The following is a 26,134-nucleotide window of genomic DNA, read 5'->3' as shown; positions in this document are numbered from 1 at the left end:
CCGTCAGGTCCGACGGATACCCACCCCCAACACTGCTCACCGCGAGCTCAACGAGCGCCTCAGCAACGAGACACGGCAGATCTCAAACACGGTCTCACCGAAATTATCGACTACTGGGTGAAGAAGGTCGGTGAATCGCCGGAGAAGGAGGGCGGCGGGCGGGCCGTGCGCGGCGCCCATGCGAAGACGTTCGGGGTCGTCAGAGCCGAGGTGGAGATTCTGAGCGAGGTCCCCGCGGCCTATGCGCAGGGCATCTATGCGAAGCCCGGCCGGCACGACGCGCTGATCCGGTTCTCCAGCTCCTCGAACCACCTGGGGCCGGACGCACAGCTCGGACCGGTCGTGGGTTTCGCGATGAAGATGTTCGACGTCGCCGGGACCAAGCTGGTGGATGACGAGCCGGACGCGACCACGTTCGACCTCGTGCTGAAGAACAGTCCGACCTTCATCGCGAACACGGCGAAGCACTATCTCTTCATCGAGGACATCGGCGACCGGGTCGGCGACTACCTGGCGCGGGGGCGGACCGGGTTCCACCAGCTCCTGGCGGACTACCTCACCGGCAAGGGCACGCTGGAACAGTCGGGCTGGGCATGGGAAGAGCTGTTCGCCTTCGTGAAGACGGCAGCCGAGACGCAGGTGCGCAATCCGCTGCAGGGCACGTACTGGACGATGGCGTCGGTACGCCACGGTGACCATCTCGCCAAGGTCCGGGTCGCCGCGGTGGCCGAGAGCGCCGCGAACGTGATCCACCGGAGACTCGACCTCGGCAACGGACCGGATGTGTTCGGTCCGGCCCTGGTGGACGAACTGCGCGCACGCGCCTTCGACTTCGACCTCCAGGTGCAGCTGTGCACGGACCTGAAGGCGATGCCGGTCAACGACACCACGGTGGAATGGCCGGAGAAACTGTCGCCCTTCGTCACGGTCGGACGGGTGCATCTCCCACGTCAGGACATCACCACGGCGAACCCCGAGCAGGCCGACGCCCTGGCGTTCAACCAATGGCGCGTCACGTCCGAACACCGGCCGCTGGGCGAGATCATGGACGTGCGACGCGTCTATTCGGAGTCGGCCAGGATTCGCCGGGAGATCAATAACCAGCCGCAGCGCGAGCCTGTCAGCGCGGACGAAGTGCTGTCACTGCCGGGCCGCGAATGACGCTCTGATCGCCGTTTTCGTCATCGCCGTGGAATGCGTGCGGGTCGCGCGAAAAAGAACGGAAAGGAAAGGCAATGCCGGAATACCTCATCTCCCAGAACGACCCACGCGGAGAGCGTGCCGAGCAGATGGCCGCGGCCAGGGCGGCACACACCTACGACAAGGCGTACGGATTCCCGGTGGCCGCGGGGGCCGACGACGGCAACGGTCCGAGCGCGGCCTGGCAGCTCAAGGCCGTCGAGGAGCAGGAGCGGATCCGGCTCAACCTGCTGAACCTCCGGCGCCGGGGCAAGTGGGACTTCGTCAACGAACTCCAGCCGCTGGCACCTCGCAGACTTGCCGCGATGGTGCACGACTACGACGTCGCCGGGCTCCTGGACTACTTCATGCCCACGCCCGGCCCGCGCACGGACGCCGGCACGGCCAACACGCTGGAGCAGTTCCAGGAGATCTTCACGGTCGTCAAGCCGCCCGGCGTCGTGAGCTGGTGCGAGACCGACGAGTACTTCGCCGAGATGATGGTCGCCGGGCCGGACCCGACACGGCTGACCCGGCTGGACACGGTGCCCGGCAAGTTCCCCATCACCAGCGAGCACCTGCACAGCGTGCCCGAACTGGCGCATGAAACACTGGAGTCCGCCCTGGCCGCCGGCCGGGTCCACTGGGTGGACCACGAGCCGATGTCCGTCCTGAGCAACGGCCGTCACTACCAGGACCCCAAGTACATCTACAGCCCGATGGTGGCCTTCGCGGTGCCGCGTACCGGCGGCGCGCTCCGGCCCTTCGCCATCCAGTGCGGCCAGGACCCGGCCGGACGCGAGATCTACACGCCCGCCGACGGCTACTCCTGGAAGCTGGCCAAGAACTGCGTGCTGGCCGCGCACAACACCTACCACGGGGTGTTGTCCCATCTCGCCTTCACGCATCTGATCAGCGAGGCCGTGCTGCTGGCCGCGGTGCGCAACCTCGCCGCGGTGCACCCGGTGGCGGTGCTGCTGCGGCGCCACTTCGAGGGCACCATGTCGATCAACAAGCTCGCGGTCGAGGTGCTGATCCAGCCGGGCCGGGCGGTCGAGTACGTGATCGGCTCGGACCTCAAGAGCACCTACCCGTTCATCGCCGAGCACCGGAAGAACTTCTCGTTCACCGGCAACTACCTCCCGGCGAAACTCGCCCGTTCGGGCACCGACAGCCTGAGCGGCCTGCCGCACTACCCGTACCGCGACGACGGCCTGCTCGTGTGGACGGCGATACGACGGTGGACCGACGAGTTCGTCAACGCGTACTACCGGTCCGACGCCGAGGTCCGCGAGGACCACGAACTGCAGACGTGGGCAGCCGAGGTGGCCTCACCCGAGGCCGGCGCCGTCCGCGACTTCGGCGCCGGCGCGGGGACGATCGCCGATCGCACCGACCTCGCCGAGATCCTCACCATGGTGATCTGGACCGCCGGCCCGCAGCACGCCGCCGTCAACTTCACCCAGGAAGAGCACCTGAGCTACCTGCCGGCCAACCCGATCGCGGGCTTCACCCAGGAGCCGCGCGGCCGGGACCACACCCTGCAGGACTGGCTCGCCAATCTGCCGCCGCTCGACGTGGCCGTCCAGCAGCTCTGCACCATGCGTTTCCTCGGCGTCGTCCACGAGACGAAGCTCGGCCACTACGAGGACGACTTCAAGCACACGCCGGTCGCGGCCCGGCTGCACGAATTCCAGCAGAACCTGATCGCCGCCGAGGACGAGATCGCCGGGCGCAACCGTCACCGCCCGCACGCCTACGTCTACCTGCGGCCGTCATTGATCCCGAACAGCACGAACATCTGACCGGCCGAGGCATGTGACCAGTCGCCGGTGCCTGCGGCCCGGCCGCGTACGACCCCTTTCAAGAGGAGAGAACGATGCTCGCCTACCGACTTCTGCAGCCGCAGGGCCAACCGGAGTTCCAGGAGGTGCCCGATCCGCACGCGGGGCCGGGCCAGGTGGTGGTCAGGGTCGCCGGTTCCGGCCTGTGCCACACGGACTTCACCGTCATCGGTCGGGACGCGTCCTACTGGCGGACGGATCCGCCGCCCTTCACCCTCGGGCACGAGGTCGCCGGGTGGGTGGAGGAGGTGGGCAGCGGTGTGACGAACTTCCGCCCGGGTGACGCCGTCGCGATCGACCCGTCCTGGGCGAGCTGCGGACACTGCCACATGTGCCGGTCCGGCGAGGAGAACCACTGCTACCACCAGAAGGGCATCCGCGCACCCGGTGTCGGTTTCGACGGCGGACACGCGCCGTACATCCTGGTGCCCGACGCGCGGTTCCTGGTGCCCATCGGGGACCTGGACCCGGTCGAGGCGGCACCGCTCACCGATGCGGGAATCACGACGTACGCCGCGATCAAGCCCGCGATTCCGAAGATCTGGCCGGGCAGCACCGCGGTCGTCATAGGCGCCGGCGGGCTGGGGCTCTACGCGATCCAGTTCCTCCGCCTGCTGACCGGCGCCCGCGTCGTCGCGGTCGACTCCTCCGATGCCCGGCTGAAGCTCGCCCGCGAACTCGGAGCCGACGAGGTCCTCGCCGACGGCCCCGACACCGTGAAGCAGATCCGCGAACTCACCGGCGGCATCGGCGCGACCTTCGTGCTGGACTGCGTGGGGGTGGACGCGACGCTCGCCCTCGGGGTCGCCGTCCTCTCCTGGCGGGGCAGCCTCACGATGGTCGGGGCCGGCGGCGGCGCGGTTCCCTTCGACTTCTTCAAGGTGCCGCCGGGCACCCAGCTGGCGACCAGCCTGAACGGCGGCAGCATCGCCCTGCGGGAAGTGGTCGGCCTGGCGGCCCTCGGCCGGCTCAGGATCCTGGTGGACCGCTATCCGCTCGGCGCGGCCCAGCAGGCGTACGAGGACTTCAAGCACGGACGGCTCGTCGGCCGCGCGGTCCTCATGCCCGCGCAGGACTGACCGCGCGCAGGACTGACCGCGGACGCGAGCGCCACTCCTCGACGGCGCCGCGGACGTGCCGTCCGAATGCCGCCAGCACCCGGACGGCTCGGCCGCGATGATCGCTGACGGCGCAGCGCCCGGCTGCGCGCCTCCCGGTGAGGCACGCAGACCCGCTCCGGCGCGGCACGTCCACGGAAGACCCCTTGTCCCTCATGAACCAGTCCACCGCCGACACCTTGTTCCCCGCTGCCGCACCGGTCGGCCAGGCACCGCCCGTACCCCCGACGGGCGGTCTGCCCGCGCTAAGCGCACTCGACTGGGGGCAGCTGTACGCCCGGTTGAACGAGGAGGGCGTGGCCCTCACCCCGCCGTTGCTGACCCGTGCGCAGTGCCAGGAGATCATCGACACGTTCGACGAGCCCGCCCTGTTCCGTTCCACGGTCGTCATGCAGCGCCACCAGTTCGGCCGCGGCACCTACCGGTACTACGCGGATCCGGCGGCCGTCCCGCTCGTCCAGACCCTGCGCGAGCGGCTGTACCCGCCGCTGGCATGGATGGCCGACCAGTGGGCCCCGCAGCTCGACGAACGCACCTTCCCCCACTCGCTGGACGAGCTGCTGGCCGAGTGCGCGGCCAACGGCCAGCACCGCTCCACCCCGCTGATCCTCCAGTACGGCCCCGGCGACTACGCGTGCCTGCACCAGGACGTCTACGGCGACATCGTCTTCCCGCTGCAGATCGCGATCATGCTCAACCAGCCCGGCGAGGACTTCACCGGCGGCGAGAACGTCTTCGTCGAACAACGGCCCCGGTTCCAGTCCCGCGCGATGGTCGTCCGACCCCGGCTCGGCCAGGGGATGATCTTCCCCGTGCGGCACCGCCCGGTCCGCGGCAGGAACGGCTTCCGCCGCCACCCGATGCGGCACGGCACCAACGCGGTCGAGACCGGCCGGCGCACCACCCTCGGCCTCATCTTCCACAACGCCCGGTGAGCCGCGGACCCCGCGCCCGGCGCGTGTGAGGCCCGCAGATCGGCGTCCGAATCCCGCCGGACCCGACATCCCCCGAGCCGCAAAATGGAAGACGTGAACAGCACTGCACAGCTTTTCGGAAAGGACACCGGACCGATGACGCTCTACACGACCATGGACAGCCCGCTGGGCGAGCTCCTGCTGGTGGGCGAGGAATCGGCCACCGCCGACGGCGGCACCGCACTGGCCTCGCTGTCCGTGCCCGGCCAGAAGAACGGGGCCGTGGTCCAGGACGGCTGGATCAGCAAGCCGGAGGCGTTCACCGAGATCGTCGCCCAGCTGCGCTCCTACTTCGACGGCAGGCTCACCCGCTTCGGCATCGAGTACGTCACCACCGGAACGGACTTCCGGCAGCGGGTGTGGACGGCCCTGGAAGCCATCCCGTACGGCACCACCCTCACCTACGGCGACATCGCCGACAGGATCGGCGCCCCGAAGGCCGCGGTACGGGCCGTGGGCACCGCGATCGGAGCCAACCCGCTGCTGGTCGTCCGCCCCTGCCACCGCGTGATCGGCGCCAATGGCGCACTGACCGGCTACGCCGGCGGTCTGGAGCGCAAGCAGCAGCTCCTGGAACTGGAACACGTCCACCAGGCCGCCTGAGAAACCGCAAGGAATCCCCCACCATGACCGAGACCACCCGGCTCACGGGCCCGGTCGCCGGCCGGGTCGCCCGCAGCGACTGGGCAGCCCTGACCGACGAACTCGACGCGCACGGCAACGCCCTGACCGGGCAGCTCCTCACGCCCGCCGAGTGCCGGGAGATCACCGCCCTCTACGACGAGCCGACGCGTTTCCGCACGACCGTGGACATGGCCCGGCACCGCTTCGGCTCCGGCCAGTACCGCTACTTCACCGACGACCTGCCCGACCCGGTGCGGGAGCTGCGCGAGGCGTTCTACCCGCGTCTGCTGCCCGTCGCCCGGGACTGGGCGGCCAGGCTCGGCAGGCCCGCCCCCTGGCCCGACAGCCTGGAGGAGTGGCTCCGGCTGTGCCACGAGGCGGGCCAGGCCAGATCCGCGCAGATCCTGCTGCGCTACGGTCCCGGCGACTGGAACGCCCTGCACCGCGACGTGTTCGGCGACATGGTCTTCCCCCTCCAGGTCGTCATCGGCCTCGACGCCCCCGGCACGGACTTCACCGGCGGGGAGTTCCTGATGACCGAGCAGCGGCCCCGCGCGCAGTCGCGCGGCTCGGCCACGACCCTGCCGCAGGGCCACGGCCTGGTCTTCACCACCCGTGACCGGCCGGTGGCGACCAAGCGCGGCTGGTCCAACGGGCCGATGCGGCACGGCGTGAGCACCGTCCGCTCCGGCCGCCGCCACGCCCTCGGCATCGTCTTCCACGACGCGGCATGAGCCACGCCCGGCCCGTGTCCGGCGAGCCCGAGCGCGCGTACATCCTGCTCGGCCCGGACGGACGGCCCTGCCGGAGCCCGATTCCGGGAACTCTCGGCGGGCACCGCCGCGGACGCCTGTACGGGCGGCTGGACTGCCCGTCCGCGCTGCGGGCCATCGCCCGCGGCCACTATGTCGAGAACCGGGTGTTCTTCGCCGACGAGACCACCGCGATCGCCGCCGGATTCCGGCCCTGCGCCGTGTGCCTTCCCGCCGAGTACGCCCGCTGGAAAGCGAACCGAGAGAGCGGCACCGCCTCATGAACTCCCCCGCCGAGCAGCACGGCACTTCCCGTTCACCCCTGATCGACGCGGCCGCGCTGGCCGCCCACGCAGGCGGCCTGCCCGCGCCCCGGCCGCACACCGAAGCCGAACTCGCCGCGCTCATCGCACTGTTGACCGGCCCGAAGGCGCGGATCGAGACGGTCACGATCGGACACAGCCGCGACGACGCCTCCCGCGCCGCGGCCCGGGCGTTCGCGCGCGCGTGGACGGCCCGCGGCGGACAGGTGCTCACGGTGGTGGACTGGCCGGAGACGGCCGCCTCCTGGTTGCGCCCGGCGAGGCGGCTGACCGCCGAAACCCCCGACGCGTGGGTGATCGCCGCCGCCGTGCCGGGCTTCGCGCAACTCGCCCGCCGGCTGCGCCGGTCCACCGGCTTCGACCCGGCCCGCACCGTCGCGTTCTCCTCGCTGCACACCCCCAGCCTGGCCGCGCTCGCCGGCCCCGGCATCCTGAGCGGGCTGCGCGGCGCGAGCGCCGACGGCGGCATCTGGGACGTGTGCGAGGAGTGCGCCGACTGAACATCGCCGTGCGAGTCACCGGCCCCACCGAGCCGGAAGCCGGAAGCCCGAAGCCCGAAGCCCCGCCAATGATCGAAGGCCGGTTTCGGATGCTCTCCAAAACCGGCCTTGAACTGCGACTGTCTCCAGTCGGGACGACAGGATTTGAACCTGCGACCCCTTGACCCCCAGTCAAGTGCGCTACCAAGCTGCGCCACGTCCCGATGCCGTTTGACCTGGGATTTCCCCGGGCGAAACGTGCAAGGAAACAATACCGCACTCGGCTCGGTGGTCGCGCACGCCTTTTGTCCCGGCCGGACGGGACGGTGCCACGGGAGTGGTCAGCTCCCCTCCGGCAGCCCCAGCTCCGGGTAGGAGTCCAGGAGTCGGGGCGGGGCCGCCTGGCGCCAGGAGTCGGCGAGGATGTCGCGCAGCTCGTCCTCGCCCTCCAGCGCGGCGAGCCGGACCCGGACCCAGGCGAACTGGGCCTCGTGATCGGCGATCCAGAACTTGCCCGGCTCGGCGAGCACGAGTTCGTCGCGCTCCTCCTTGGGGCAGCGCACGGCGATGGAGGTCTCGTCCTCGGGCAGCGTGGCGAACATCTTCCCGGCGACCCGGAAGGTGGGCATGCTCCAGGCGATCTTCTCGCTGGTGTCCGGCAGGGACAGGGCGACACGACGTACGTCTTCGGCTTCCGGCATGCCCCGAACCGTAGCCCCTGGCACTGACAGTCACCCGGCCGGAACGCCCACGTGCTTGTAGTAGAGGGTCGTCGGGCGCAGCACGCCGCCGGGGTCGAGGGCGTAGTCGGGGATGACACCGGCGCGGGTCCAGCCGGCCGAGCGGTAGAGGTGCTCGGCGGGGCTGTCCGTCTCGGTGTCCAGATGGAGCAGGGTGATCCCGGCGGCGGCCGCGGCCTCCTCGGCGACGGCCAGCAGGCCGCGTGCGATGCCCCGGCCGCGGGCGTCGCGGTGGACCATCAGCTTCACCAGCTCGGCGCGGTGCGGGCTGTTGGGCTTGCCGGGGTGGGCGAAGGCGAGGCCGACCGTGCCGACGGTCCGGCCGGCACCGTCCAGCGCGGCCCAGACGGCGAGCTGCCCGGCGGCCACGGCGGCCGCCCGCCCCTGCCACCAGGCGACGGCCCGCTCCCGCCCGAAGGGGGCGAGGAAGCCGACGGACGCCCCGCCGTTCACGGTGTCGACGAGCAGGTCGGCCAACTCGCCCACCCGGTCGGACAGTTGATCTGCTTCGAGACGCAGGGTCCTCACGGCCGGACCACCGCCAGCACGTACCGCGTCCGTGCCGGTCCCGCGCACCGGAACCGGGTCGGCCCCCACACCCGCAGCCGCAGGCAGTCCCCCCTGTCCAGGAGATGCTCGGTGCCCTCCGCCGTCACGGCCAGGCTCCCGTCGAGCACCCAGATGTGCTGCTCCAGGCCGGGCACCGGCGGGCGGTCGTAGGCGATGTCCGCCCCCGCCGCGAGCCGGCCCTCGACGAGTTCGCCGCGCAGCCCGCCGTGCGGCGGCGACACGGACCGGCGTACGAATCCGGAGGCGCGGTCCTCCCAGACCTGCTGCTCGGCGGCGCGCAGCACGGGCGCGGGTTCCGCCTCGACCTCGCTGAGCAGCTGGGACATAGTCCGGCCGTAGACGTTGCAGAGGCGGTTGAGCAGGGCCGCCGTGGGGCTGGTCTCGGCCCGTTCGGCCCGGGACAGCGTGGACTTGCTGATTCCGCTGCGGTCCGCCAACTCGCCCAGGGACCAGCCGTGTTCGGCGCGCAGCTGGGCGAGGCGGCTGCCGAGGCGGACGTCGACGGGGTCGGGGGCCGCCCTCTCCTCCTGTTTCATGTCCGGGACGATATCCCCGATGTGAAACGCCGACGTCAAGAAGGGCTCACGGCCGTGCCGCCTCGCCCAGGGCGTCGAGCACCGGGCGGATCAGCGGATGCTCCTCGGCGCCGCGTCGTACGGCCGCGAAGACCCGGCGGGTCGGGGCGACGCCGTCGACGGGGCGTACGACCACGCCCGTCAGGTCCGTGCCGCGCAGCGCGGAGCGCGGGACCAGGGCCACGCCGGCGTCGGCCGCGGCCAGCGCCACCACGGCCCGGAAGTCGTCGGAGGAGTGTTCGAGGCGGGGCTGGAAGCCGGCGCTCTCGCAGGCCAGGACGACCACGTCGTGGCAGGGGTTGCCGGGGTAGGGGCCGATCCAGGTGTCCTTGGCCAGTTCGGCGAGCGGGACCTCGGAGGCCTCGGCCAGGCGGTGGTGGAGCGGGACGACGGCGTCGAACGGCTCGGCGTACAGCGGCACGTGGGTGAGCCGGGGATCGTCGGCGGGCGGGGCGCCTCGGTACTCGACGGCGACCGCGACGTCGACCTGCCGGTCCAGGACCATCGGGAGGCTGGCGTCGCCCTCGGCGTCCTGGACGCGGACGCGGATGCCCGGGGCGGTGCGGGCGAGCCGGGCCAGGGCCGGGGCGACCACCTGGGCGATGCCGGTGGCGAAGGCGGCGACGGTGACCGTGCCGGCCTCACCGGAGCCGTACGCGGCCAGCTCGGCCTCGGCCCGCTCCAGCTGGGCGAGGACCGCGTTGGTGTGGGCGAGCAGGATCTCGCCGGCCGCGGTCAGCCGTACGCCCTTGGCGCTGCGCTCGACCAGGCGGTGACCCGTCTCCTGTTCGAGGGCCGTCAGCTGCTGGGAGACGGCCGACGGGGTCAGGTACAGCGCGGCGGCAGCCGCGGTCATCGTGCGGTGGTCGGCCACCGCACGGAGGATGTGGAGCCGCCGCGCCTCGATCATGAGATTGATTATCGCAATATGTCGGGGCCGCTCGGGCCACCGGATCTGCCCGGCCCACCGGATCCGGTCGGCCCGGCGACCCCGGTCGGCCCGGCGACCCCGGTCGGCCCGGCGACCCCGGTCGGCCCGGCGACCCCGGTCGGCCCTGCGGACCCCGTCGGCCCGCCGGACCCCGTCGGCCCTGCGGCTCCGGTCAGCCCGCCAGCTCCGCCCGGGCCGCGACGAAGGCGTCCACCGCGCGGTCGACGTCGTCCGTCGAGTGGGCCGCGGACAGCTGGACCCGGATCCGGGCCTGCCCCTGCGGGACCACCGGGTAGGAGAAGCCGATCACGTACACGCCCCGCTCAAGCAGCAGCTCGGCCATGCGGCCCGCCTCGGACGCGTCGCCGATCATCACGGGGGCGATGGCGTGGTCGCCGGGGAGGATGTCGAAGCCCTCCTCGGTCATCCGGCGGCGGAACAGGGCGGTGTTCTCGGCGAGGCGGACCCGCAGGTCGTCCGCCGCCTCCAGCAGGTCGAGGACCTTCAGCGAGGCCGCCGCGATCACCGGGGCGAGGGTGTTGGAGAAGAGGTAGGGGCGGGAGCGCTGGCGGAGCAGGGCGACGATCTCGGCGCGGGCCGCGACATAGCCGCCGGAGGCGCCGCCGAGGGCCTTGCCGAGGGTGCCGGTGATGATGTCGACGCGGTCCATCACGCCGTGCAGCTCGGGAGTACCGCGGCCGGACGGGCCGACGAAGCCGACGGCGTGCGAGTCGTCGACCATGACCATCGCGTCGTAGCGGTCGGCGAGGTCGCAGATCTCGCGCAGCGGGGCCACGTAGCCGTCCATGGAGAAGACGCCGTCGGTGACGACCAGGCGGCGCCGGGCGCCCTGCGCCTCCTTCAGCTGCCGTTCCAGGTCGGCCAGGTCGCGGTTGGCGTAGCGGAGGCGGCGGGCCTTGGAGAGGCGGATGCCGTCGATGATCGAGGCGTGGTTGAGGGCGTCGGAGATCACCGCGTCCTCCTCGCCGAGCAGGGTCTCGAAGACGCCGCCGTTGGCGTCGAAGCAGGAGGAGTAGAGGATCGTGTCCTCCTGGCCGAGGAACGCCGACAGGCGGGCCTCCAGCTCCTTGTGGACCTCCTGGGTGCCGCAGATGAAGCGGACCGAGGCCATGCCGTAGCCCCAGCGGTCCAGGGCCTGGTGGGCGGCGGCGACCACCTCGGGGTGGTCGGCGAGGCCGAGGTAGTTGTTGGCGCAGAAGTTGAGGACCTCGCCGGGGCGGCCGCCGGCCGTGACGCTGACGGTCGCGGACTGCGGGGTGCCGATCACGCGCTCGGGCTTGTGCAGGCCGGCGGCGCGGATCTCGTCGAGGGTGGTGCGCAGGTCGTCGCGCACGGAGTCGAACATTCCAGAAGCTCCTAAGGATTTACGCGAGGAAACACGCGGGGAATCACGCGGTCCAGTCGAGGATGACCTTGCCGCCGCGGCCGCTCGCCGCGTCGGCGAAGGCCGCCTCGAAGTCGCGGTAGCCGTAGCGGCCGGTGATCACGGGCGAGAGGTCGAGTCCGCCTTCCAGGAGAACCGACATCGCGTACCAGGTCTCGAACATCTCGCGGCCGTAGATGCCCTTGATGGTGATCATCGAGGTGACGATCCGGGCCCAGTCGACGGGGAACTCCTGGGCGGGCAGGCCGAGCACGGCGATTCGGCCGCCGTGCGTCATGTTGGCGATCATGTCCCGCATGGCCTCGGGCCGGCCGGACATCTCCAGGCCGATGTCGAAGCCCTCGCGCAGCCCCAGCTCCCGCTGCCCGTCGGCGATCGCGGACTGGGACACGTTCAGGGCGAGGCTCACGCCGATCTTGCGGGCGAGGTCGAGGCGCTCCTCGCTGACGTCGGTGATCACGACGTGCCGGGCGCCCGCGTGCCGGGCCACCGCGGCGGCCATGAGGCCGATCGGTCCCGCGCCGGTGATCAGGACGTCCTCGCCGACCAGCGGGAAGGAGAGGGCGGTGTGCACGGCGTTGCCGAACGGGTCGAAGATCGCGGCCACGTCGAGGTCGACGGGGACGCGGTGCACCCAGACGTTGCCCGCGGGCAGTGCGACGTACTCGGCGAACGCCCCGTCCCGGCCGACGCCCAGGCCGACCGTGGCCCGGCACAGGTGGCGCCGTCCGGCCTGGCAGTTGCGGCACTTGCCGCAGACGAGGTGGCCCTCGCCGCTGACCCGGTCGCCCACCTTGACGTCGGTGACGTCCCGGCCGGTCGCCGCGACCTCGCCGACGAACTCGTGGCCGACCACGAGCGGGGTGGTGATCGCCTGCTGCGCCCAGCCGTCCCAGGCCCGGATGTGCAGATCGGTGCCGCAGATGCCGGTCCGCAGGACCTTGATCAGTACGTCACCGGGTCCGACCGTGGGCTCCGGCACGTCCGTGAGCCACAGCCCGGGCTCCGCCTTCTCCTTGACCAGCGCCTTCAACGCTACGGCTCCTGTGCGTGAGATCCCGGCCGCGGGGACGCCGAAGCGGCCCGCGGCCGGGGAGGGGGGTGGAATCTCCCAGCAATCTGCCGCACCCGGGCGCATCGGTCCATCGAGGATTTCTTAAGCACCGCCACAGCTCGGCTTCACACCCCCGGAACACCCGCCAGGAGACGGTCAGTCGAGGCGGGAGACCTGGTAGTGGGCGATGTGCCAGGCCTCGGCCGTCCGGGTGACGAGGACGGAGAGTTTCACGTCCAGCGGGGGCCGGTCCGTGAAGGAGAACTCGACGGCCAGGTAGCCGAGGACGACGCCGTCGGCGGGCCGCCGGGTCTCCAGGACGCGGTAGGCCGCCTTCATGCCGAGGGGCTGGGAGGCGTAGTACGCGGCGACGCCCTGCCGTCCGACGCTGTAGGGGTGCAGCCCCTGGAAGACGGCGTCCTCGGTGAACTGGGCGGCGACGCGCTCGGGTTGGTGTGCGTCGACGGCCGCCTTCCACCGGTCGAGGACCGCGTTCAGGATTGCCGTGTCCTCCGTCGTGCCGGTCATGTCCGCTCCTTGCTCTGCCAGGTGGGTCAAGTGCTGTGCTGTGCCGCGCCGTGCCGTGCCGTGCCGTGCCGTCAGTGTCCGGCGCTCATACCGCCGTCGATGTGCAGGATCTCGCCGGTGACGAACGGCGCGGTCTCCAGGAAGAGCACCGCGTCGACGATGTCGCTCACTTCACCCATCCGGCCGACCGGGTGCAGAGCGGCGAGGAACTCGTGGGTCTCGGCCGGGTGCATGGGGGTCTTGATGGTGCCGGGCGACACCGCGTTGACGCGGATGCCGCGGGTGGCGTACTCGATGGCCAGGGACTTGGTCGCCGACTGCAGACCGCCCTTGGTCAGCGAGGCCAGGACGGAGGGGACCCGGGCGTCCGGGCTGTCGACCAGGCTGGTGGTGACGCTGACCACGTGCCCGCCGCCCTGGGCGAGCAGGTGCGGGACCGCCTGCTGGGTGAGATGGAAGAAGCCGGCGACGTTGATGCCGGTCACGGCCGCGTAGTCCGCGGCGGTGTAGTCGGTGAAGGGCTTCGCGACGAAGACGCCGGCGTTGTTGACCACGGTGTCGATCCGGCCGAACCGCTCGACGGCGGCGGCCACCACCCGCTCGGCGGTCGCCGGGTCGGCGATGTCCCCCTGGACGGTCAGGACGCCGGCGTCGTCGGCGGGGGCGATGGTGCGCGACGTGGCGACGACCGCGTAGCCGAGCTTGCGGTAGCCCTCGACGAGGGCGGCGCCGATGCCCTGCGAGGCGCCGGTGACGATCGCGACCTTCTGCTGCTGCGTGCTCATGATGACCTTCTCCGTAGTGGCTGACCGGTACTAGCCGACCGGTCGACTATTTGGAAGGTAGGGCCGGACGCGTCCGGGGTGCCAGGATCGGTTTCCTCCCGGCTGGGAGGCGCTGCCTCCCAGCGCAGCTCAGCCGGGGAGTGCGTACGGGTCGCCCGCGGGCAGCCAGGCGTCCGGCGCGTGGATCCCCAGGTCGCCGACGCCCGCGCACAGGGCGTCGACGGCGGCCAGGACGCCGGCGCGGTCCTCGCTCGCGCGCCAGACCAGGGACCATGTCCAGTACACCTTCGGCGCGACGATCTCGCGGCGGACCAGGTCGGGCGGGAGCGGAGCGGTCTGGCCCTTGGGCGAGTTGAGGACGGGGCGGGTGCAGCGGCGGACGTGGTCGAAGTAGGCGGGGCCGGTGACGGCGCCGTCGGAGATGCGCACCGGGCGGGCGCCGACGGCCTGCGTGAGCTCCTCGGCGTACGCGTTCCAGGAGGCCCAGGAGGTGACGTCGTCGTCGATCAGGACGTCGGCGTCCCGGGCCGGAAGGTCGCTGGTGTCGGTGCCCTTCGCGACGGCGTACAGCCGGTCCGCGCCGATCAGCCGGGCGCGCAGCCCGTGCCGTTCGAGGTCCTCGGTGCGCACCCAGCAGACGGCGAGGTCCAGACTGCCGTCGGCGACCCGGGCGGCCTGGGTGTGGGAGGGCGCGACCCACGCGTCCACATGGACCCGGGCCACCGCGGCCGTCCGCGAACCGAGGTCCGGCGGAAGCCAGTTGACGTAGCCGAGCCGCACCGACCGGGAGCCCGAGAGCCGGCCCGCCCGGCGCCTGAGGTCGTCGGCCCGCTCCAGCAGGTCCCGGGTGTGCGGGAGCAGCGCGGCGCCGGCGGGGGTGAGGGAGACCGAGCGGCGGTCCCGGTCGAACAGCCGGACGCCCAGGTCCCGTTCGAGCGCCTTGATCTGCTGGGAGAGGGACGGGCCGGCGATGAGCAGCCGCTCTGCGGCCCGGCCGAAGTTCAGCTCCTCGGCGACGGCGACGAAGTACCGCAGCTGGCGCAGTTCCACGCGCGTCATGCTACGCGCGCTGGGAGGCTGCGCCTCTCAGCAGGGAGCCCGCCGGTCGTGGCAGCGGTGCCGGTGGCGGCGGACGATGGAGGCACCGACGACGGAGGGAGCACATCGTGCGAGAGTTCCTGGTCGAGATCACCACGACCGTCCCCGAGGGCACGGACCAGGACGGGGTCGACCGGCGGCGGGCCGCGGAGGCCGTGCGGGCGCGGGAACTGGCCGCGACCGGTCACCTGGCCCGGCTGTGGCGCCCGGTGGGCGAGCTGCGCAGCATCGGTGTCTGGCTGGCCGCCGACGAGGAGGAACTCCACGAGAAGGTGCTCGGCACCCTGCCGCTGCGCCCGTGGATGACGGTCACCGTCACTCCGCTGGAGTCCCACCCCAACGACCCGGGCCGGGCCGAGGGCACCCGATGACCCCGGTCTCCACCTCTCCCTGGACGCATGTCGCCAGGGCCGCAGCCGCGCTCGCCGCGGGCATGGGCGTCGGCCGTTTCGTCTACACCCCGATCCTGCCCCTGATGCACGACCGGGCGGGCCTGTCCGCCGGCGCCGGGGCACACCTGGCCACCGCCAACTACGCCGGCTATCTCGTCGGCGCGCTCGCCGGCACCCTGGCCCCCGCGCTGGTCCGGTCCCGCGCCGTGCTGCGCGGCTCGCTGCTCCTGCTGACCGCCACGCTTGCCGCGATGCCCCTCACCCACAGCACGGCGGTGTGGGGCGCGCTGCGGCTGCTGGCCGGAGCCGCGAGCGCCCTGGTGTTCGTGATCGCCGTCGCCTCGCTGCTGCACCATCTGCGGGACCACCCGGCGCACCTGCCCGGCTGGGCCTTCGGCGGGGTCGGCGCCGGCATCGCGCTGTCCGGGCTGCTGGTCCTGGCCCTGCGGTCGGTCTCCGACTGGCGGGCGGCCTGGTGGGCGGCCGCCGCGCTCACGGGGGTGCTGGCCGTGGCCTCCTGGCGGCTGCGGCCCGAGGACGCGCCGGCCGCCTCGGTGCCCGGGGACCGGCCGGGAGTCCGCACCCACCGCTGGTTCGGGGCGCTGTTCGTCAGCTACTTCCTGGAGGGCGTCGGCTACATCGTCGCCGGCACCTTCCTGGTCGCGGCGATCGGCCAGGGGTCTCCCGGCTGGGTGGGCAGCGGCGCCTGGGTGCTGGTGGGGCTGGCCGCCGTACCGTCATCGGCGCTGTGGGCCCGGCTCGGGCGCCGCTGGTCCCGGCCCGGCCTGCTGCTCACCGCCCTCACGATCCAGGCGGCCGGCATCGCGTTGCCGGCACTGACCGGGAGTACGGCCGCCGCCCTCGGCTCGGCCGTGCTGTTCGGCGCCACGTTCCTCGGCGTGAGCACCCTGGCCCTGGCCACGGGCGCGCACCTGCGCTTCCCGCGCTCCGTCGCCCTGCTCACCGCCGGCTACTCCGTCGGCCAGATCCTCGGCCCCCTCGTCGTCGCCCCGCTGCTGCGGCACGGCTACCACCAGGCCCTGCTGCTGGCCGCCCTCGTCGTCCTCACGGCTGCCGTTGCGGCCGCCGTGCTGCGGATCGGCTTCCCGCACTACATCGGGGCGGACCACACGGGTCCGAGCCACATGGGTCCTCGCCACATGGGTTCGGACCACACAGGTGCGGACCACACAGGTGCGAACCACATGGGTGCGAACCACATGGGTGCGAACCACACGGTGCCGGTTCGGCAGCCGCAAACGGCCGAGGCCACCCGCTCCTAGACCCCGTTCCTAGACCTCGTTCCTAGACCTCGTTCCTAGACCTCGGCCCCTGAGCCCTGCGCCGCTGTCACGCCGAGCAGGGCCCGGCAGTTGTCCCAGAGCGGGCTCAGCCGCCCGGTGCTGTTGTACAGCTTGGCGAACATCACCTGGCCCTCCAGCTGGGCCACCACCGCCCGCGCCGCCTCCCGGGTGTCGGTCACGCCCACCTCTCCGCGCTCCCGGGCCTCGGCGACCACGGACTCCACCATGCCGACCTGCGCGTCGAAGATCTCCTGCAGCCGTTCGCGGACCGCCTCGGTCTGGTTGCTCAGCTCCAGGGCGAGGTTGCCGAACAGGCAGCCCGCCACGGTCCCGCAGCCCCGCTGGCCGGCCAGCTGACCTGCCTCGGTCTCCTCGAACAGCCGCCGCAGCCGCCGTAGTGGCTCCGCGTCGCCGGTCAGGGCCCGGGTCCAGTCGCGCTGCTGGGCCGCCCAGTGCTCGTCGACGACCGCGAGCGCGAGGGCCTCCTTGGACTCGAAGAAGTAGTAGAAGCTGCCCTTCGGCACCCCGGCGGCCTTGCAGATCTCGGCCACGCCGAGCGCCGCGTAACCTCGCCCTTCGATCAGCGAGCGAGCGGCGTCGAGGATCTTCCGCCTGGCGTCACTGGTACGTCCCATGCGACCAGCGTACGGAGGTACTAGACCGGTCGGCTAGCGACGGGGCTGTTCCCGTCGTCACAGCAGCGGCAGACCGTCTGCCTCGCGGCGCTCGATGCGGGCCACCAGCTCCGCCGCCGACGACTTGATGGTCTCCAGACCGGGCCGGCCCCAGGGCCGCGGCTCCACGTCGACCACGCACACCGTGCCGAGCACCGTCCCCGTGCTGTCGATCAGCGGGGCGCCCAGATAGGAACGGATGCCGAACTCGTCGACGACCGGGTTGCCCGCGAACCGCGGGTAGTCGCAGACGTCCTCCAGGACCAGCGCCTTGCGCCGGACCACCACATGGGGGCAGAAACCGTGGTCGCGGGGCAGCTCACGGCCGAGTACGGGAGTGCTGCCGTCGGGCCGCACCACCGGCGGCGCCACGTCCGGCAGGTGCAGGCCCGCGAAGAACTGACGGTTCAGGTCGATGAAGTTGACCATGGCGTACGGCGCCCGGGTGACCTCGGCGAGCCGGTCCGCGTAGGCGTCGAGGGCGGGGTCCGGGTCCGCGCCCAGGCGCAGTTGGCCAAGGCGCCGGGTGCGCTCGGGGGCCTCCTTGTCCTCCGGCGTGAGCAGCAGCCGGCCGGCCGGGCGCGACGGGTCGTACCTCATGCGCGGGCTCCGTCGCAGTGGACGTGGGTCATATACGGGCTCCGTGAGGGGTGTATGGGGTTCACATGTGGGCGCCGTGGCTCGGCGCGGAGACCGGAGCGTGGGCGATGAGGTGGCGGACGAGGGTGAGCAGCGTCTGGACTCCGGAGCTGGAGATACGGGCGTCGCAGCGGACCACCGGGACCTCCGGGTCGAGGTCGATGGCGGCGCGCACCTCCTCGGGGTCGTAGCGGTAGGAACCGTCGAACTCGTTGATGGCGACGATGAAGCCGAGACCGCGCTCCTCGAAGAAGTCGACGGCCGCGAAGCAGTCCTCCAGGCGCCGGGTGTCGGCGAGGATGACCGCGCCGAGCGCGCCCTCGGACAGCTCGTCCCACATGAACCAGAACCGCTCCTGTCCGGGCGTGCCGAACAGGTAGAGCACGTGCTCCGGGTCCAGGGTGATGCGGCCGAAGTCCATGGCCACGGTCGTCTCGACCTTGTTCTCGATCCCGTCGAGGCTGTCGGTCGCGGCGCTGACCGTGGTGAGGAGTTCCTCCGTGGACAGCGGCGCGATCTCGCTGACCGCGCCCACGAAGGTGGTCTTGCCGACCCCGAACCCACCGGCCACCAGGATTTTCAGCGCGGTGGGGAAGGGATCAGAGCTGTCGTCGTAGTCCATCGAGCACTGCCTCCAGGAGGGACCGGTCAGTCGGGTTGTGGTGGAACACGGGGGGCTTGGCGGTCAGCGCCCCGCAGTCGACGAGGTCGGAGAGCAGCACCTTGGTGACCACGGCGGGCAGTTTGAGGTGCGCGGCGACCTCGGCGACCGAGACGGGGGCGCGGCACAGGTCGAGGGCCTGCGCGTGTTCGGGGCCGAGGTAGCCGAGGGGCGTGGACCCGGTCGCCATCACCTGCGACATGAGGTCGAGGGCGATGCTGGGTTCGGTCCGGCCGTTGCTGACCGTGAACGGGCGCACGAGGCGTCCGGCCGCGTCGTCGAGCCAGGGCCCGTCGCCGGCTGCCGCCACCCTCAAGGCCTCATCGCCGTGGATTCGACGGCGTGCTGCCGGGGCGCGGTGACGAGGTAGGGGCGGACGCTCTTGACCAGCATCGCCATCTCGTAGCCGAGGACGGCCGCGTCGGCCTCCCGGCCCGCCAGCACGGCGAGGCAGGTGCCGGAGCCGGCGGTGGTGACGAACAGCAGCGTCGAGTCGAGTTCGACGACGACCTGGCGGACGTCCCCGCCGTCGCCGAACCGGACGCCCGCGCTGCGGCCGAGCGAGTACAGGCCGGAGGCGAGCGCCGCCATGTGGTCGGCGCTGTCCGGGTCTAGGCCGTGGACGGACTTCACCAGCCCGTCGCAGGACAGGAGCACCGCGCTGGTGGTGTGCGGTACACGCTGCACCAGGCCGCTCATCAGCCAGTCGAGGTCGGATACCTGGGCGGTCGGCGCATCGCTCGCCATGGTGGATCGACTCCTTGGGGTACGAAGATCAGCGGGAGCGCTGGGGGTGGGGGTGGGGGTGGAAACGGTGCTGGTCATCCGGCCGGTGCGCTCCCGTCGGGCCGGGGGGTGAAATCGGAGGTGTGCACCGGGCGCAGCGCCTGGGAGTACGACTGGGGCAGGGACGCGGACCGGGTGTCGGCGGGGTCCCGGTGGGTCCGGCTGATGTGTGTGGGGGCCATGTGGTCCGTGGCCGGGTGGCCTGTGGTCAGGTGGTCCGAGGTCGTGTGGCCGGAGGTCAGGTGACCGGGGGCCAAGGGGTCCAGGGGGTCCAGCGCCATGGGATCCGGCGTCGTGCGGTCCCGGGCCGACTGGTGCGGGGCTGTGTGGTCGGGAACCGTGTAGTCGGAAACCGTGTGGTCGGGAGCCGGGTGGTCCGGGGTCAGGTACCCGGCCTCCACGTGCGCCGTCTCCATGTGCGTGGCGCCCATGTGTGAGGCGTCCATGTGCGTGGTGTCCATGTGCGTGGCATGGGACGTGTTGGTCGGCCGCTCGCCGGTCAGGTCGCGGGCGGCGATGTCGGCGAAGCCCGTACCGGTGAACGCGTCGTGGGGGGAGGTGCCATGGGGGGACGCGCCATGTGCCCCGCCCACGGGCTCGGCGGCGGTGGGCTCCGTCTCGGTGGCCTCCAGGTGCTGCTGGGCCTCGGCGAGGCCGATGCCGCGCTGGAAGGCGGCCATCAGACCGGGGTCGTGTCCGGCCGGGTTCTCGTTCTCCTGGCGGGGTGCCGGTCCGCCGCGCAGCTGGGGAACGATGTGCTCCTGGGCGCGGCGGCGCGGCAGTTGGGGTTTGCCCATCGTGCCGCGCACGGCGCCGACCCGCGGGACCGGCGGGGCACCCGCGTGCTCGGCGACCGCCGGCCGGTCCTCGGGCCGGATGCCGGGCAGTGCCTCGGCGGGGTTCGGGCGTGCCTCCTGGGCGCCGCGCACCGGCAGTGGGGTGGGCGCGCCCCCGTGCTGCGCGTGTCGGCGCCGCCCGCCGGCGGCGGCCGGGGCTGGGCCCTGCTGCTGCCCGGCCCGCCGGCCGGCCGGGGGGCCGACCGCGGTGGCTCTGCTCGCGGCTCCCGGGTCCGGCCCGAGGGCGCCGCGGACACCGGCCTGCGCTCCGGTGCCGTCGGACAGCCGGGCTCCCCCGGCGCCGTTCGCACCGGTCGGCTCCCCCGGCGCACCGCCCCCGTTCACCGCGTCGCGCGGCTGCGGCAGGGCCCCGGTCGCCCCCGTTGCCCCGACGGCGCCCGGTGCCGTACCCAGCAGGCCCTGCGGGACGACGAGGACGGCCTGGACCCCGCCGTAGATGTTGGTCTGGAGGCGGACGTTGATGCCGTGCCGGCGGGCGAGCTGGGAGACGACGAAGAGGCCGATGCGGCCGTCGGCCAGCAGGCTGGCGACGTTGACCTGGTCGGGGTCGGCGAGCAGGGCGTTCATCTTGGACTGCTCGCCGACCGGCATGCCGAGTCCGCGGTCCTCGACCTCGACCGCGAGACCGGAGGTGACGAGGTTGGCGCGGAGCAGCACCTGGGTGTGCGGGGCGGAGAACACCGTGGCGTTCTCGACGAGTTCGGCGAGGAGGTGGATGACGTCGGCGACGGCGTGCCCGCGCAGTTCGCCGTCGATCGGCGGGACGAGCTTGACCCGGGAGTACTGCTCGACCTCGGCGATGGCGGAGCGCAGCACCTCGGTCATGGAGACGGGGTTGCTCCACTGCCGCCGGGACACGGCGCCGCCGAGGACGGCGAGGTTCTCGGCGTGCCGACGGATCCGGGTGGCCAGGTGGTCGACGTGGAAGAGGCCCTTGAGGAGGTCCGGGTCCTCGATCTCGTTCTCCAGGTCGTCGAGGATCGAGATTTCCCGGTGCACGAGGGACTGAAGCCGCCGCGCCAGGTTGACGAAGACCTCCAGCTTCTGTTCGCTGCCGGCCTGGCTGGACAGCTGGGCCGCCTGTACGACGGCGGTGACGGCGCCGTCGTGCGCGCGGGACAGGTCGGCGGCGAGCAGCTCGAAGTCGTCGGCGTCCTCGGGCGGTCCGCCGCGCGGCTTGCGCTGGGGCGGGGTCTCGCCACGGCGCAGCGCGTCGACGAGGGCCAGCAGATCGGCCTCGCCGCGGGCGGCGTTGCGGCGCAGGACGCCGACCCGGTCAGTGACCGAACGGGCGGCGCGGCCCGCGGCCACGGCGGCGATCACGATGCCCGCGGCCGTCACCGAGACCGCTCCGGCGAGCACGGCCAGCAGGGTGAGGCTGGGCCGGGCGCCGGTGGAGCGGACGGTGAACAGGACGGCCGCGCAGCCGCTGAGCGCCACCGCGACCGGTGGCAGCACCGCCAGTCGCATGAGCTGAGGCCGTATGTGGGTCTCGGGCAGCGCGGGAACGGGTCGGGCGACCGGTCGTCCGTGCCGGCCGCCCTCACGGCGGTCGGCGCGGGCGGCCGGTGCACGGAGGTGAGACATCTGCGTCCTCGTACTGGTCCGTCGGGCCTGGTTTCTCACGCGGGGCGCGCGAGTCGGGCATGCGCCATCGCGGTGCCGGGCGAGGGGACCGCAAAAGAATTCGGCCCCGTGTCGCCCGACGGACACTCACAGTAGTCGCCGACGCATCATGTGCGGTGGGCAGTTGACAAAGTCCCCCGGAGATGGTCCCGCTCTGGTATGAGCCGTCGTACGAAAGACCGATAACCCCCTCGACGGTCGACCCTTGAACGGTCACCCACCGATCCGACCTGCTCAGAAACGGTCACACACAGAAGACGCGGGCCGGGGCTTCCGACGCTCCACCCCGCTCGCCCCTCACCGGTCCGCACGCCCCCGGCGGGACCTCCAAGGCTCCGCGGACCCGTCAACACCCCCTTCGGCGCCCCCTCCATCACCCCCCAGAACATCACCCACGGTGACGACCCTGGCTCCGGAGGCCCTTCGTCGGGGCGCGGGGCGGACCGTCATGGGCGCCGACGCCCGTCACCGCACCGGTCGCGGCCCGGGTCAGCTCCGGGCGGCCCAGGACCTCCGTGCTGTCGATGAACTGGTCGACCGCGCCGGCACCGCACAGCTCCCGTATGTCCGGGTCCTTGATGCGGGCGGTGAGGGCCCGGGCGAAGCGGTCGGCGCGCAGCACCCGGTAGGGGCGGGAGTGGTAGGGGCGGGTGGCCGGGTCGACCCGGTCGGTGAGCTCCAGTTCGTTGTGCAGGTGGGCGACGATCTCGTACGCCCGCACCAGGTGGCGCTCGCGGAGGTGCCAGTCGGTGGCGGCGAGAACGGCGGTGAGTTCGGGGGTGAGCCGCGGCGCGGCCGGGGTACGGGCGAAGGCGCTGCCGAGCCATTTGCCGTACGGCGGGTAGCACCGGTCCATCAGCAGGCAGAGCCGCATGAGGTCGCGGACCAGGCGGGCGGCCTCGACGGCGGAGCCCAGCTCGTCGCCGACCTCGCCGCAGCGGCCGACGAAGGCCTCCTCGTGGGAGATGCGCTGCCACTGGCAGGCGAGCACGTGGAGCCAGAGGTCGTGGGGGTACCAGCGCAGGGCGGTGCGGGCGGGGGTGAGCGTGCGCAGGCCGTCGTGGAAGACGGCGCCGGCGGTGGCCTCGGCGAGCAGCTGGGTGGGCAGGGCGAGCCAGTGCGCCGGGGTGACGCCGGAGGCGGGGTCGAAGCCGAGGGTCGCCCGGAACCAGGAGGAGACACCGGTCACTTCGACGCGGTGGTGCACGGGACCGTCGGTGACCCGCATGACGCGGATGTCCCGGTCCTCCGTGGCGGCGAAGTGGGTGGGCCAGCCGTGGAAGGTCTTCGGGAGGTGTTGGGCGAGCACATGTCTGATGCGTCCGGCGTGGCGGTTCACATCGTGGGAGTGGAGGAAGAGCTGGAGCCGGGGGCCCCATTCGTGGTCGGCGGAGCGCTCGGTGTCGTAGCCGAGCACTTCGGAGCCCGTGCCGATGCGGGCGGCGGAGTGGGGTATGCCGGGAGCGGCCTCCTCCAGGAGGGGGCGGACGGCCTCGGTGTAGAAGCGCCGGGAGAGCTCAAGTCCCGGTAAGAAAGCGGGGCTTGACATATGTGCATGGCTCATGACGATGCCCCTGCCCAGGTTGTGCAGGGGCATGCACACCACTTTCACGTCACCGCCACAGCGGTCACGGAGTCACCGGCCCGTCGTCATGTACCGCGCCGGAAGCCCTTCGTCATGTACCTCGCCGGAAGCCCTTCGTCACAGTTCGCCCGCGAGGCCGAGATCCCCCTTTCCGGGCACGCCCTCCGACCGCTTCTCGCGCTGCCACGGGCGGGCGATCGGTGCCGAGACCGTGCGCCACCAGGGGTCCGCGGGCAGCTTCCCGGAGGGCTCGAAGGGCTCGCCGGGGCGCGGCAGCGCGACCGCCTGGCCCGCCTCGTCGCCGGCGTCCTTGGTCCACTCCCCCGGCTCGGCCCAGGCGTGCGGGGCGAGGTTGAAGGTGCCCCAGTGGATCGGCAGCAGCACACCGTGCGGCTGCCCGCCCTGGAGGTCGAGGTGGGCGCGCATGCCTTCCTCGGGCGTCATGTGTATGTCGGGCCAGAACTCGCTGTACGCACCGATCTGGATCATCGTCACGTCGAAGGGGCCGTGGTCGGCGCCGATGTCCTTGAAGCCGTCGAAGTAGCCGGTGTCACCGCTGTGGTAGATCCGGTGCTCCTCACCGGCGACCGCCCAGGACGCCCACAGGGTGTGCTGGGTGTTGCGCAGCCCGCGGCCGCAGAAGTGGCGGGCGGGGGTGGCGGTCAGGGTGAGTCCGCCTATCTTGGTCTCCTCGTGCCAGTCCAGCTCGCGCAGCCGGTCGGCGGAGACACCCCAGTGTTCGAGGTGCGCGCCGACACCGAGCGGCACGGCGAACACGGTGTCCGTGCCGGCCAGCTCCTTGATGGAGGGCAGGTCGAGGTGGTCGTAGTGGTCGTGCGAGATGACCACGACGTCGACAGGGCCGAGCGCGGCGAGCGGGAGCGGCGCCGGGTGCAGCCGCTTGGGCCCGGCGAAGGGGAACGGGGAGCAGCGCTCGCCCCAGACGGGGTCGAACAGCACACGGTGTCCGTCGATCTCCGCGAGGACGCTGGAGTGGCCCATCCACGTCACCCGCAGGCCGCCGGCGGCGGGCCGGGCGAGGTCGGCGACGGTGGTGGGGTGCACCGGGACGGTCCCCCGGGGGGCTCGGCGGGCGCGCTGCTCCTTCTCGAAGTAGGTCCTGGCGAACTCCAGCATCGAGCCCGAGGGCCGCATCCGGGTGGTGCCGCCGGGGTTCTGGAAGACACCGTCCTTGAAGTGCGGGGAAGCCTGGATGCGGGCCATTCGCTCGCCGCCGGGGTCCACGCCGAAGGCAGCGGGCCGCAGCACGCGGAGCCCGGAGCTCAGGGAACGCAAGCCGGTCACGGTACCTCCAGTGGTGTCGCCGAGGTCCCCATTATGGTCGGCCCTTGTGACAGTCTGCGTTGACACCGCACCACCCGCCTCCCGATACTGACCCACTGTTCAGTAGCACTGTTTCTTCACACCGCTCCCGAGGAGCCCCCGTGACCGCTCCCCTGATGTCCCTGGTCTGGACCGACCACGTCACCGGCCGCCGGGGTTTCCTGGTCGTCGACCGGCTGGTGCGGGGTGTGGCCAGCGGCGGCCTGCGGATGCGCCCCGGCTGCACCCTGGAGGAGGTCACCGGACTCGCCCGCGGCATGACGATGAAGGAGGCCCTGCACTACAACCCCGAGGGCCGCTACGTCCCGCTGGGCGGCGCCAAGGGCGGCATCGACTGCGATCCGCAGGACCCGGGGTCGTACGCGCTGCTGGTCCGCTACCTGCGGGCCATGCGGCCCCACGTGGAGAGCTTCTGGACCACCGGCGAGGACCTGGGGCTCACGCAGGACCTGGTGGACCGGGCGGCCGCCGAGGCGGGGCTGGTCTCCTCGATCCAGGCCGTGTACCCGCTGCTGGACGACGAGGCGGCGGCCCGGCGGCGGCTGGCGGACGCCTTCGCGGTCGAGGTGGACGGGATCGGTCTCGACGAGCTGGCCGGCGGCTGCGGGGTCGCCGAGTCCGCGCTGACGGCGCTGGACCGGGCCGGGGTGCCGTACGCGGGGACGCGGGTCGCCGTGCAGGGCCTCGGCACGATGGGCGGGGCCACGGCGCGGTTCCTGGCGCGCGCGGGGCTCACGGTCGTGGCGGTCGCCGACGTGAAGGGCACGATCGTCAACCCGGCGGGGCTCGACGTCGAGGCGCTGCTGCGCGCGCGGGACGCGTACGGCACCGTCGACCGCGCGGTGCTGCGCCCCGGTGACGCGGAACTGCCCGGTGACGCCTGGCTGTCCGCCGAGGCGGAGGTGCTGGTGCCGGCGGCGGTGTCGTACGTGGTCGACGCGGCCAACGAGCACCTGGTGACCGCCCGCTGGATCGTGGAGGCGGCCAACATGCCCGTGCTCCCCGAGGCGGAGGAACGGCTCACCGCGCGCGGGGTGACCGTGCTGCCGGACGTGGTGGTGAACTCGGGCACCAACGCCTGGTGGTGGTGGACGCTGTTCGGCGACATCGGCCCGGACGCGGACGAGGCGTTCGCCCACACCCGCCGTTCGATGCGGGCTCTGGTGGAGCTGATGCTGGACCGCGCGGAGGCCGACGGCACGACACCGCGGGCCGCCGCCCATGCCCTGGTGACCGACCGGCTGCCGGTGATCGCGGAGCGGTTCGGCTGGTACCGGTGACGCCGCC

The 26,134-nt window shown here is 72.3% G+C and carries 28 protein-coding genes and 1 tRNA gene; 11 read left to right on the top strand and 18 right to left on the bottom strand.

Annotated elements, in window-relative coordinates; translation table 11 throughout:
* The 8 genes from ACFZB3_RS04925 to ACFZB3_RS04890 all read left to right on the top strand — a co-directional run.
* Positions 1-1,161, top strand: a 1,161-nt coding sequence (locus ACFZB3_RS04925) for a catalase family protein (protein WP_391369648.1), incomplete at its 5' end; no start/stop codon positions are given.
* A 74-nt stretch (positions 1,162-1,235) separates the two neighbouring features.
* A complete protein-coding gene (locus tag ACFZB3_RS04920) occupies positions 1,236-2,984 on the top strand; it encodes a lipoxygenase family protein (protein ID WP_391369646.1) in 1,749 nt (582 codons plus the stop codon).
* Between the two features lie 74 nt (positions 2,985-3,058).
* A complete protein-coding gene (locus ACFZB3_RS04915; RefSeq protein WP_391369643.1) occupies positions 3,059-4,102 on the top strand; it encodes an alcohol dehydrogenase catalytic domain-containing protein in 1,044 nt (347 codons plus the stop codon).
* Positions 4,103-4,296: 194 nt separating this feature from the next.
* Positions 4,297-5,076 (top strand): 2OG-Fe(II) oxygenase, encoded by a 780-nt coding sequence (locus ACFZB3_RS04910; protein ID WP_391369641.1) that lies wholly within the window; start codon positions 4,297-4,299, stop codon positions 5,074-5,076.
* A 135-nt stretch (positions 5,077-5,211) separates the two neighbouring features.
* Positions 5,212-5,718, top strand: a complete 507-nt coding sequence (locus ACFZB3_RS04905) for a methylated-DNA--[protein]-cysteine S-methyltransferase (RefSeq protein WP_391369638.1) — start codon at positions 5,212-5,214, stop codon at positions 5,716-5,718.
* A 23-nt stretch (positions 5,719-5,741) separates the two neighbouring features.
* Complete coding sequence (locus tag ACFZB3_RS04900; RefSeq protein WP_391369636.1) at positions 5,742-6,473, top strand: 2OG-Fe(II) oxygenase; 732 nt, start codon at positions 5,742-5,744, stop codon at positions 6,471-6,473.
* Positions 6,470-6,775 (top strand): Ada metal-binding domain-containing protein, encoded by a 306-nt coding sequence (locus ACFZB3_RS04895; RefSeq protein ID WP_391369634.1) that lies wholly within the window; start codon positions 6,470-6,472, stop codon positions 6,773-6,775. The genes ACFZB3_RS04900 and ACFZB3_RS04895 overlap by 4 nt, the downstream gene beginning before the upstream one ends.
* On the top strand, positions 6,772-7,314 hold the full coding sequence (locus ACFZB3_RS04890) for an ABC transporter substrate-binding protein (protein ID WP_391369631.1): 543 nt from the start codon (positions 6,772-6,774) through the stop codon (positions 7,312-7,314). Before ACFZB3_RS04895 ends, ACFZB3_RS04890 begins: the two co-directional genes overlap by 4 nt.
* Positions 7,315-7,443: 129 nt before the next feature.
* On the opposite strand, the gene ACFZB3_RS04885 is transcribed toward ACFZB3_RS04890, so the two are convergent.
* The 10 genes from ACFZB3_RS04885 to ACFZB3_RS04840 form a co-directional block, all read right to left on the bottom strand.
* Positions 7,444-7,517: transfer RNA gene (locus tag ACFZB3_RS04885), tRNA-Pro, on the bottom strand.
* Positions 7,518-7,634: 117 nt separating this feature from the next.
* Entirely contained in the window at positions 7,635-7,994 is a 360-nt protein-coding gene (locus ACFZB3_RS04880; protein ID WP_391369628.1) for an MmcQ/YjbR family DNA-binding protein, read from the bottom strand.
* A gap of 30 nt (positions 7,995-8,024) precedes the next feature.
* A complete protein-coding gene (locus ACFZB3_RS04875) occupies positions 8,025-8,561 on the bottom strand; it encodes a GNAT family N-acetyltransferase (protein WP_391369625.1) in 537 nt (178 codons plus the stop codon).
* Entirely contained in the window at positions 8,558-9,139 is a 582-nt protein-coding gene (locus tag ACFZB3_RS04870; protein ID WP_391369623.1) for a helix-turn-helix domain-containing protein, read from the bottom strand. Before ACFZB3_RS04870 ends, ACFZB3_RS04875 begins: the two co-directional genes overlap by 4 nt.
* 46 nt (positions 9,140-9,185) lie before the next feature.
* The gene (locus ACFZB3_RS04865; RefSeq protein ID WP_391369620.1) at positions 9,186-10,088 is read right to left on the bottom strand and encodes a LysR substrate-binding domain-containing protein; all 903 of its coding nucleotides are present in this window, start codon (positions 10,086-10,088) and stop codon (positions 9,186-9,188) included.
* Positions 10,089-10,281: 193 nt separating this feature from the next.
* Entirely contained in the window at positions 10,282-11,475 is a 1,194-nt protein-coding gene (locus ACFZB3_RS04860) for a glycine C-acetyltransferase (RefSeq protein WP_391369617.1), read from the bottom strand.
* Between the two features lie 43 nt (positions 11,476-11,518).
* On the bottom strand, positions 11,519-12,547 hold the full coding sequence (gene tdh / locus ACFZB3_RS04855; protein ID WP_391369614.1) for an L-threonine 3-dehydrogenase: 1,029 nt from the start codon (positions 12,545-12,547) through the stop codon (positions 11,519-11,521).
* A gap of 177 nt (positions 12,548-12,724) precedes the next feature.
* Positions 12,725-13,096 (bottom strand): SgcJ/EcaC family oxidoreductase, encoded by a 372-nt coding sequence (locus tag ACFZB3_RS04850; protein ID WP_391369611.1) that lies wholly within the window; start codon positions 13,094-13,096, stop codon positions 12,725-12,727.
* A 71-nt stretch (positions 13,097-13,167) separates the two neighbouring features.
* The gene (locus tag ACFZB3_RS04845) at positions 13,168-13,881 is read right to left on the bottom strand and encodes an SDR family oxidoreductase (protein ID WP_391369608.1); all 714 of its coding nucleotides are present in this window, start codon (positions 13,879-13,881) and stop codon (positions 13,168-13,170) included.
* 129 nt (positions 13,882-14,010) lie between these two features.
* Positions 14,011-14,940 carry a LysR family transcriptional regulator gene (locus ACFZB3_RS04840; RefSeq protein ID WP_391369605.1) on the bottom strand — a complete coding sequence of 310 codons (930 nt, stop codon included), beginning with the start codon at positions 14,938-14,940 and terminating at the stop codon, positions 14,011-14,013.
* 107 nt (positions 14,941-15,047) lie between these two features.
* Here ACFZB3_RS04840 and ACFZB3_RS04835 point away from each other — a divergent pair, with 107 nt between their 5' ends.
* The gene (locus ACFZB3_RS04835; protein WP_391369602.1) at positions 15,048-15,350 is read left to right on the top strand and encodes a muconolactone Delta-isomerase family protein; all 303 of its coding nucleotides are present in this window, start codon (positions 15,048-15,050) and stop codon (positions 15,348-15,350) included.
* 62 nt (positions 15,351-15,412) lie between these two features.
* Complete coding sequence (locus ACFZB3_RS04830) at positions 15,413-16,654, top strand: YbfB/YjiJ family MFS transporter (RefSeq protein ID WP_391369793.1); 1,242 nt, start codon at positions 15,413-15,415, stop codon at positions 16,652-16,654.
* Positions 16,655-16,689: 35 nt separating this feature from the next.
* On the opposite strand, the gene ACFZB3_RS04825 is transcribed toward ACFZB3_RS04830, so the two are convergent.
* The 8 genes from ACFZB3_RS04825 to ACFZB3_RS04790 all read right to left on the bottom strand — a co-directional run bounded on the left by ACFZB3_RS04825 (position 16,690) and on the right by ACFZB3_RS04790 (position 24,808).
* The gene (locus tag ACFZB3_RS04825) at positions 16,690-17,310 is read right to left on the bottom strand and encodes a TetR family transcriptional regulator (protein ID WP_391369599.1); all 621 of its coding nucleotides are present in this window, start codon (positions 17,308-17,310) and stop codon (positions 16,690-16,692) included.
* 57 nt (positions 17,311-17,367) lie between these two features.
* A complete protein-coding gene (locus tag ACFZB3_RS04820; RefSeq protein WP_391369596.1) occupies positions 17,368-17,949 on the bottom strand; it encodes a GAF domain-containing protein in 582 nt (193 codons plus the stop codon).
* 61 nt (positions 17,950-18,010) lie between these two features.
* Positions 18,011-18,610: an ATP/GTP-binding protein gene (locus ACFZB3_RS04815; RefSeq protein ID WP_351495158.1), complete on the bottom strand. Its 600-nt coding sequence runs from the start codon at positions 18,608-18,610 to the stop codon at positions 18,011-18,013.
* The gene (locus tag ACFZB3_RS04810; RefSeq protein ID WP_351714358.1) at positions 18,588-18,959 is read right to left on the bottom strand and encodes a DUF742 domain-containing protein; all 372 of its coding nucleotides are present in this window, start codon (positions 18,957-18,959) and stop codon (positions 18,588-18,590) included. Before ACFZB3_RS04810 ends, ACFZB3_RS04815 begins: the two co-directional genes overlap by 23 nt.
* Positions 18,960-18,961: 2 nt before the next feature.
* Positions 18,962-19,396: a roadblock/LC7 domain-containing protein gene (locus ACFZB3_RS04805; protein WP_089107225.1), complete on the bottom strand. Its 435-nt coding sequence runs from the start codon at positions 19,394-19,396 to the stop codon at positions 18,962-18,964.
* Between the two features lie 74 nt (positions 19,397-19,470).
* Positions 19,471-21,879 carry an ATP-binding protein gene (locus ACFZB3_RS04800; RefSeq protein ID WP_391369590.1) on the bottom strand — a complete coding sequence of 803 codons (2,409 nt, stop codon included), beginning with the start codon at positions 21,877-21,879 and terminating at the stop codon, positions 19,471-19,473.
* 427 nt (positions 21,880-22,306) lie between these two features.
* The gene (locus ACFZB3_RS04795; RefSeq protein ID WP_391369587.1) at positions 22,307-23,467 is read right to left on the bottom strand and encodes a DUF4037 domain-containing protein; all 1,161 of its coding nucleotides are present in this window, start codon (positions 23,465-23,467) and stop codon (positions 22,307-22,309) included.
* Between the two features lie 153 nt (positions 23,468-23,620).
* A complete protein-coding gene (locus tag ACFZB3_RS04790; protein ID WP_391369584.1) occupies positions 23,621-24,808 on the bottom strand; it encodes an MBL fold metallo-hydrolase in 1,188 nt (395 codons plus the stop codon).
* A 140-nt stretch (positions 24,809-24,948) separates the two neighbouring features.
* On the opposite strand from ACFZB3_RS04790, the gene ACFZB3_RS04785 reads away from it, so the two are divergent.
* Entirely contained in the window at positions 24,949-26,127 is a 1,179-nt protein-coding gene (locus ACFZB3_RS04785) for a Glu/Leu/Phe/Val dehydrogenase dimerization domain-containing protein (protein ID WP_391369581.1), read from the top strand.
* Positions 26,128-26,134 lie beyond the last annotated feature (7 nt).

Origin of the sequence: Streptomyces sp. NPDC008092 (genome assembly GCF_042957285.1) — a bacterium.
In the GTDB taxonomy this organism is placed as follows: Bacteria; Actinomycetota; Actinomycetes; order Streptomycetales; family Streptomycetaceae; genus Streptomyces.
This window is presented reverse-complemented; position numbering and strand designations above follow the sequence as displayed.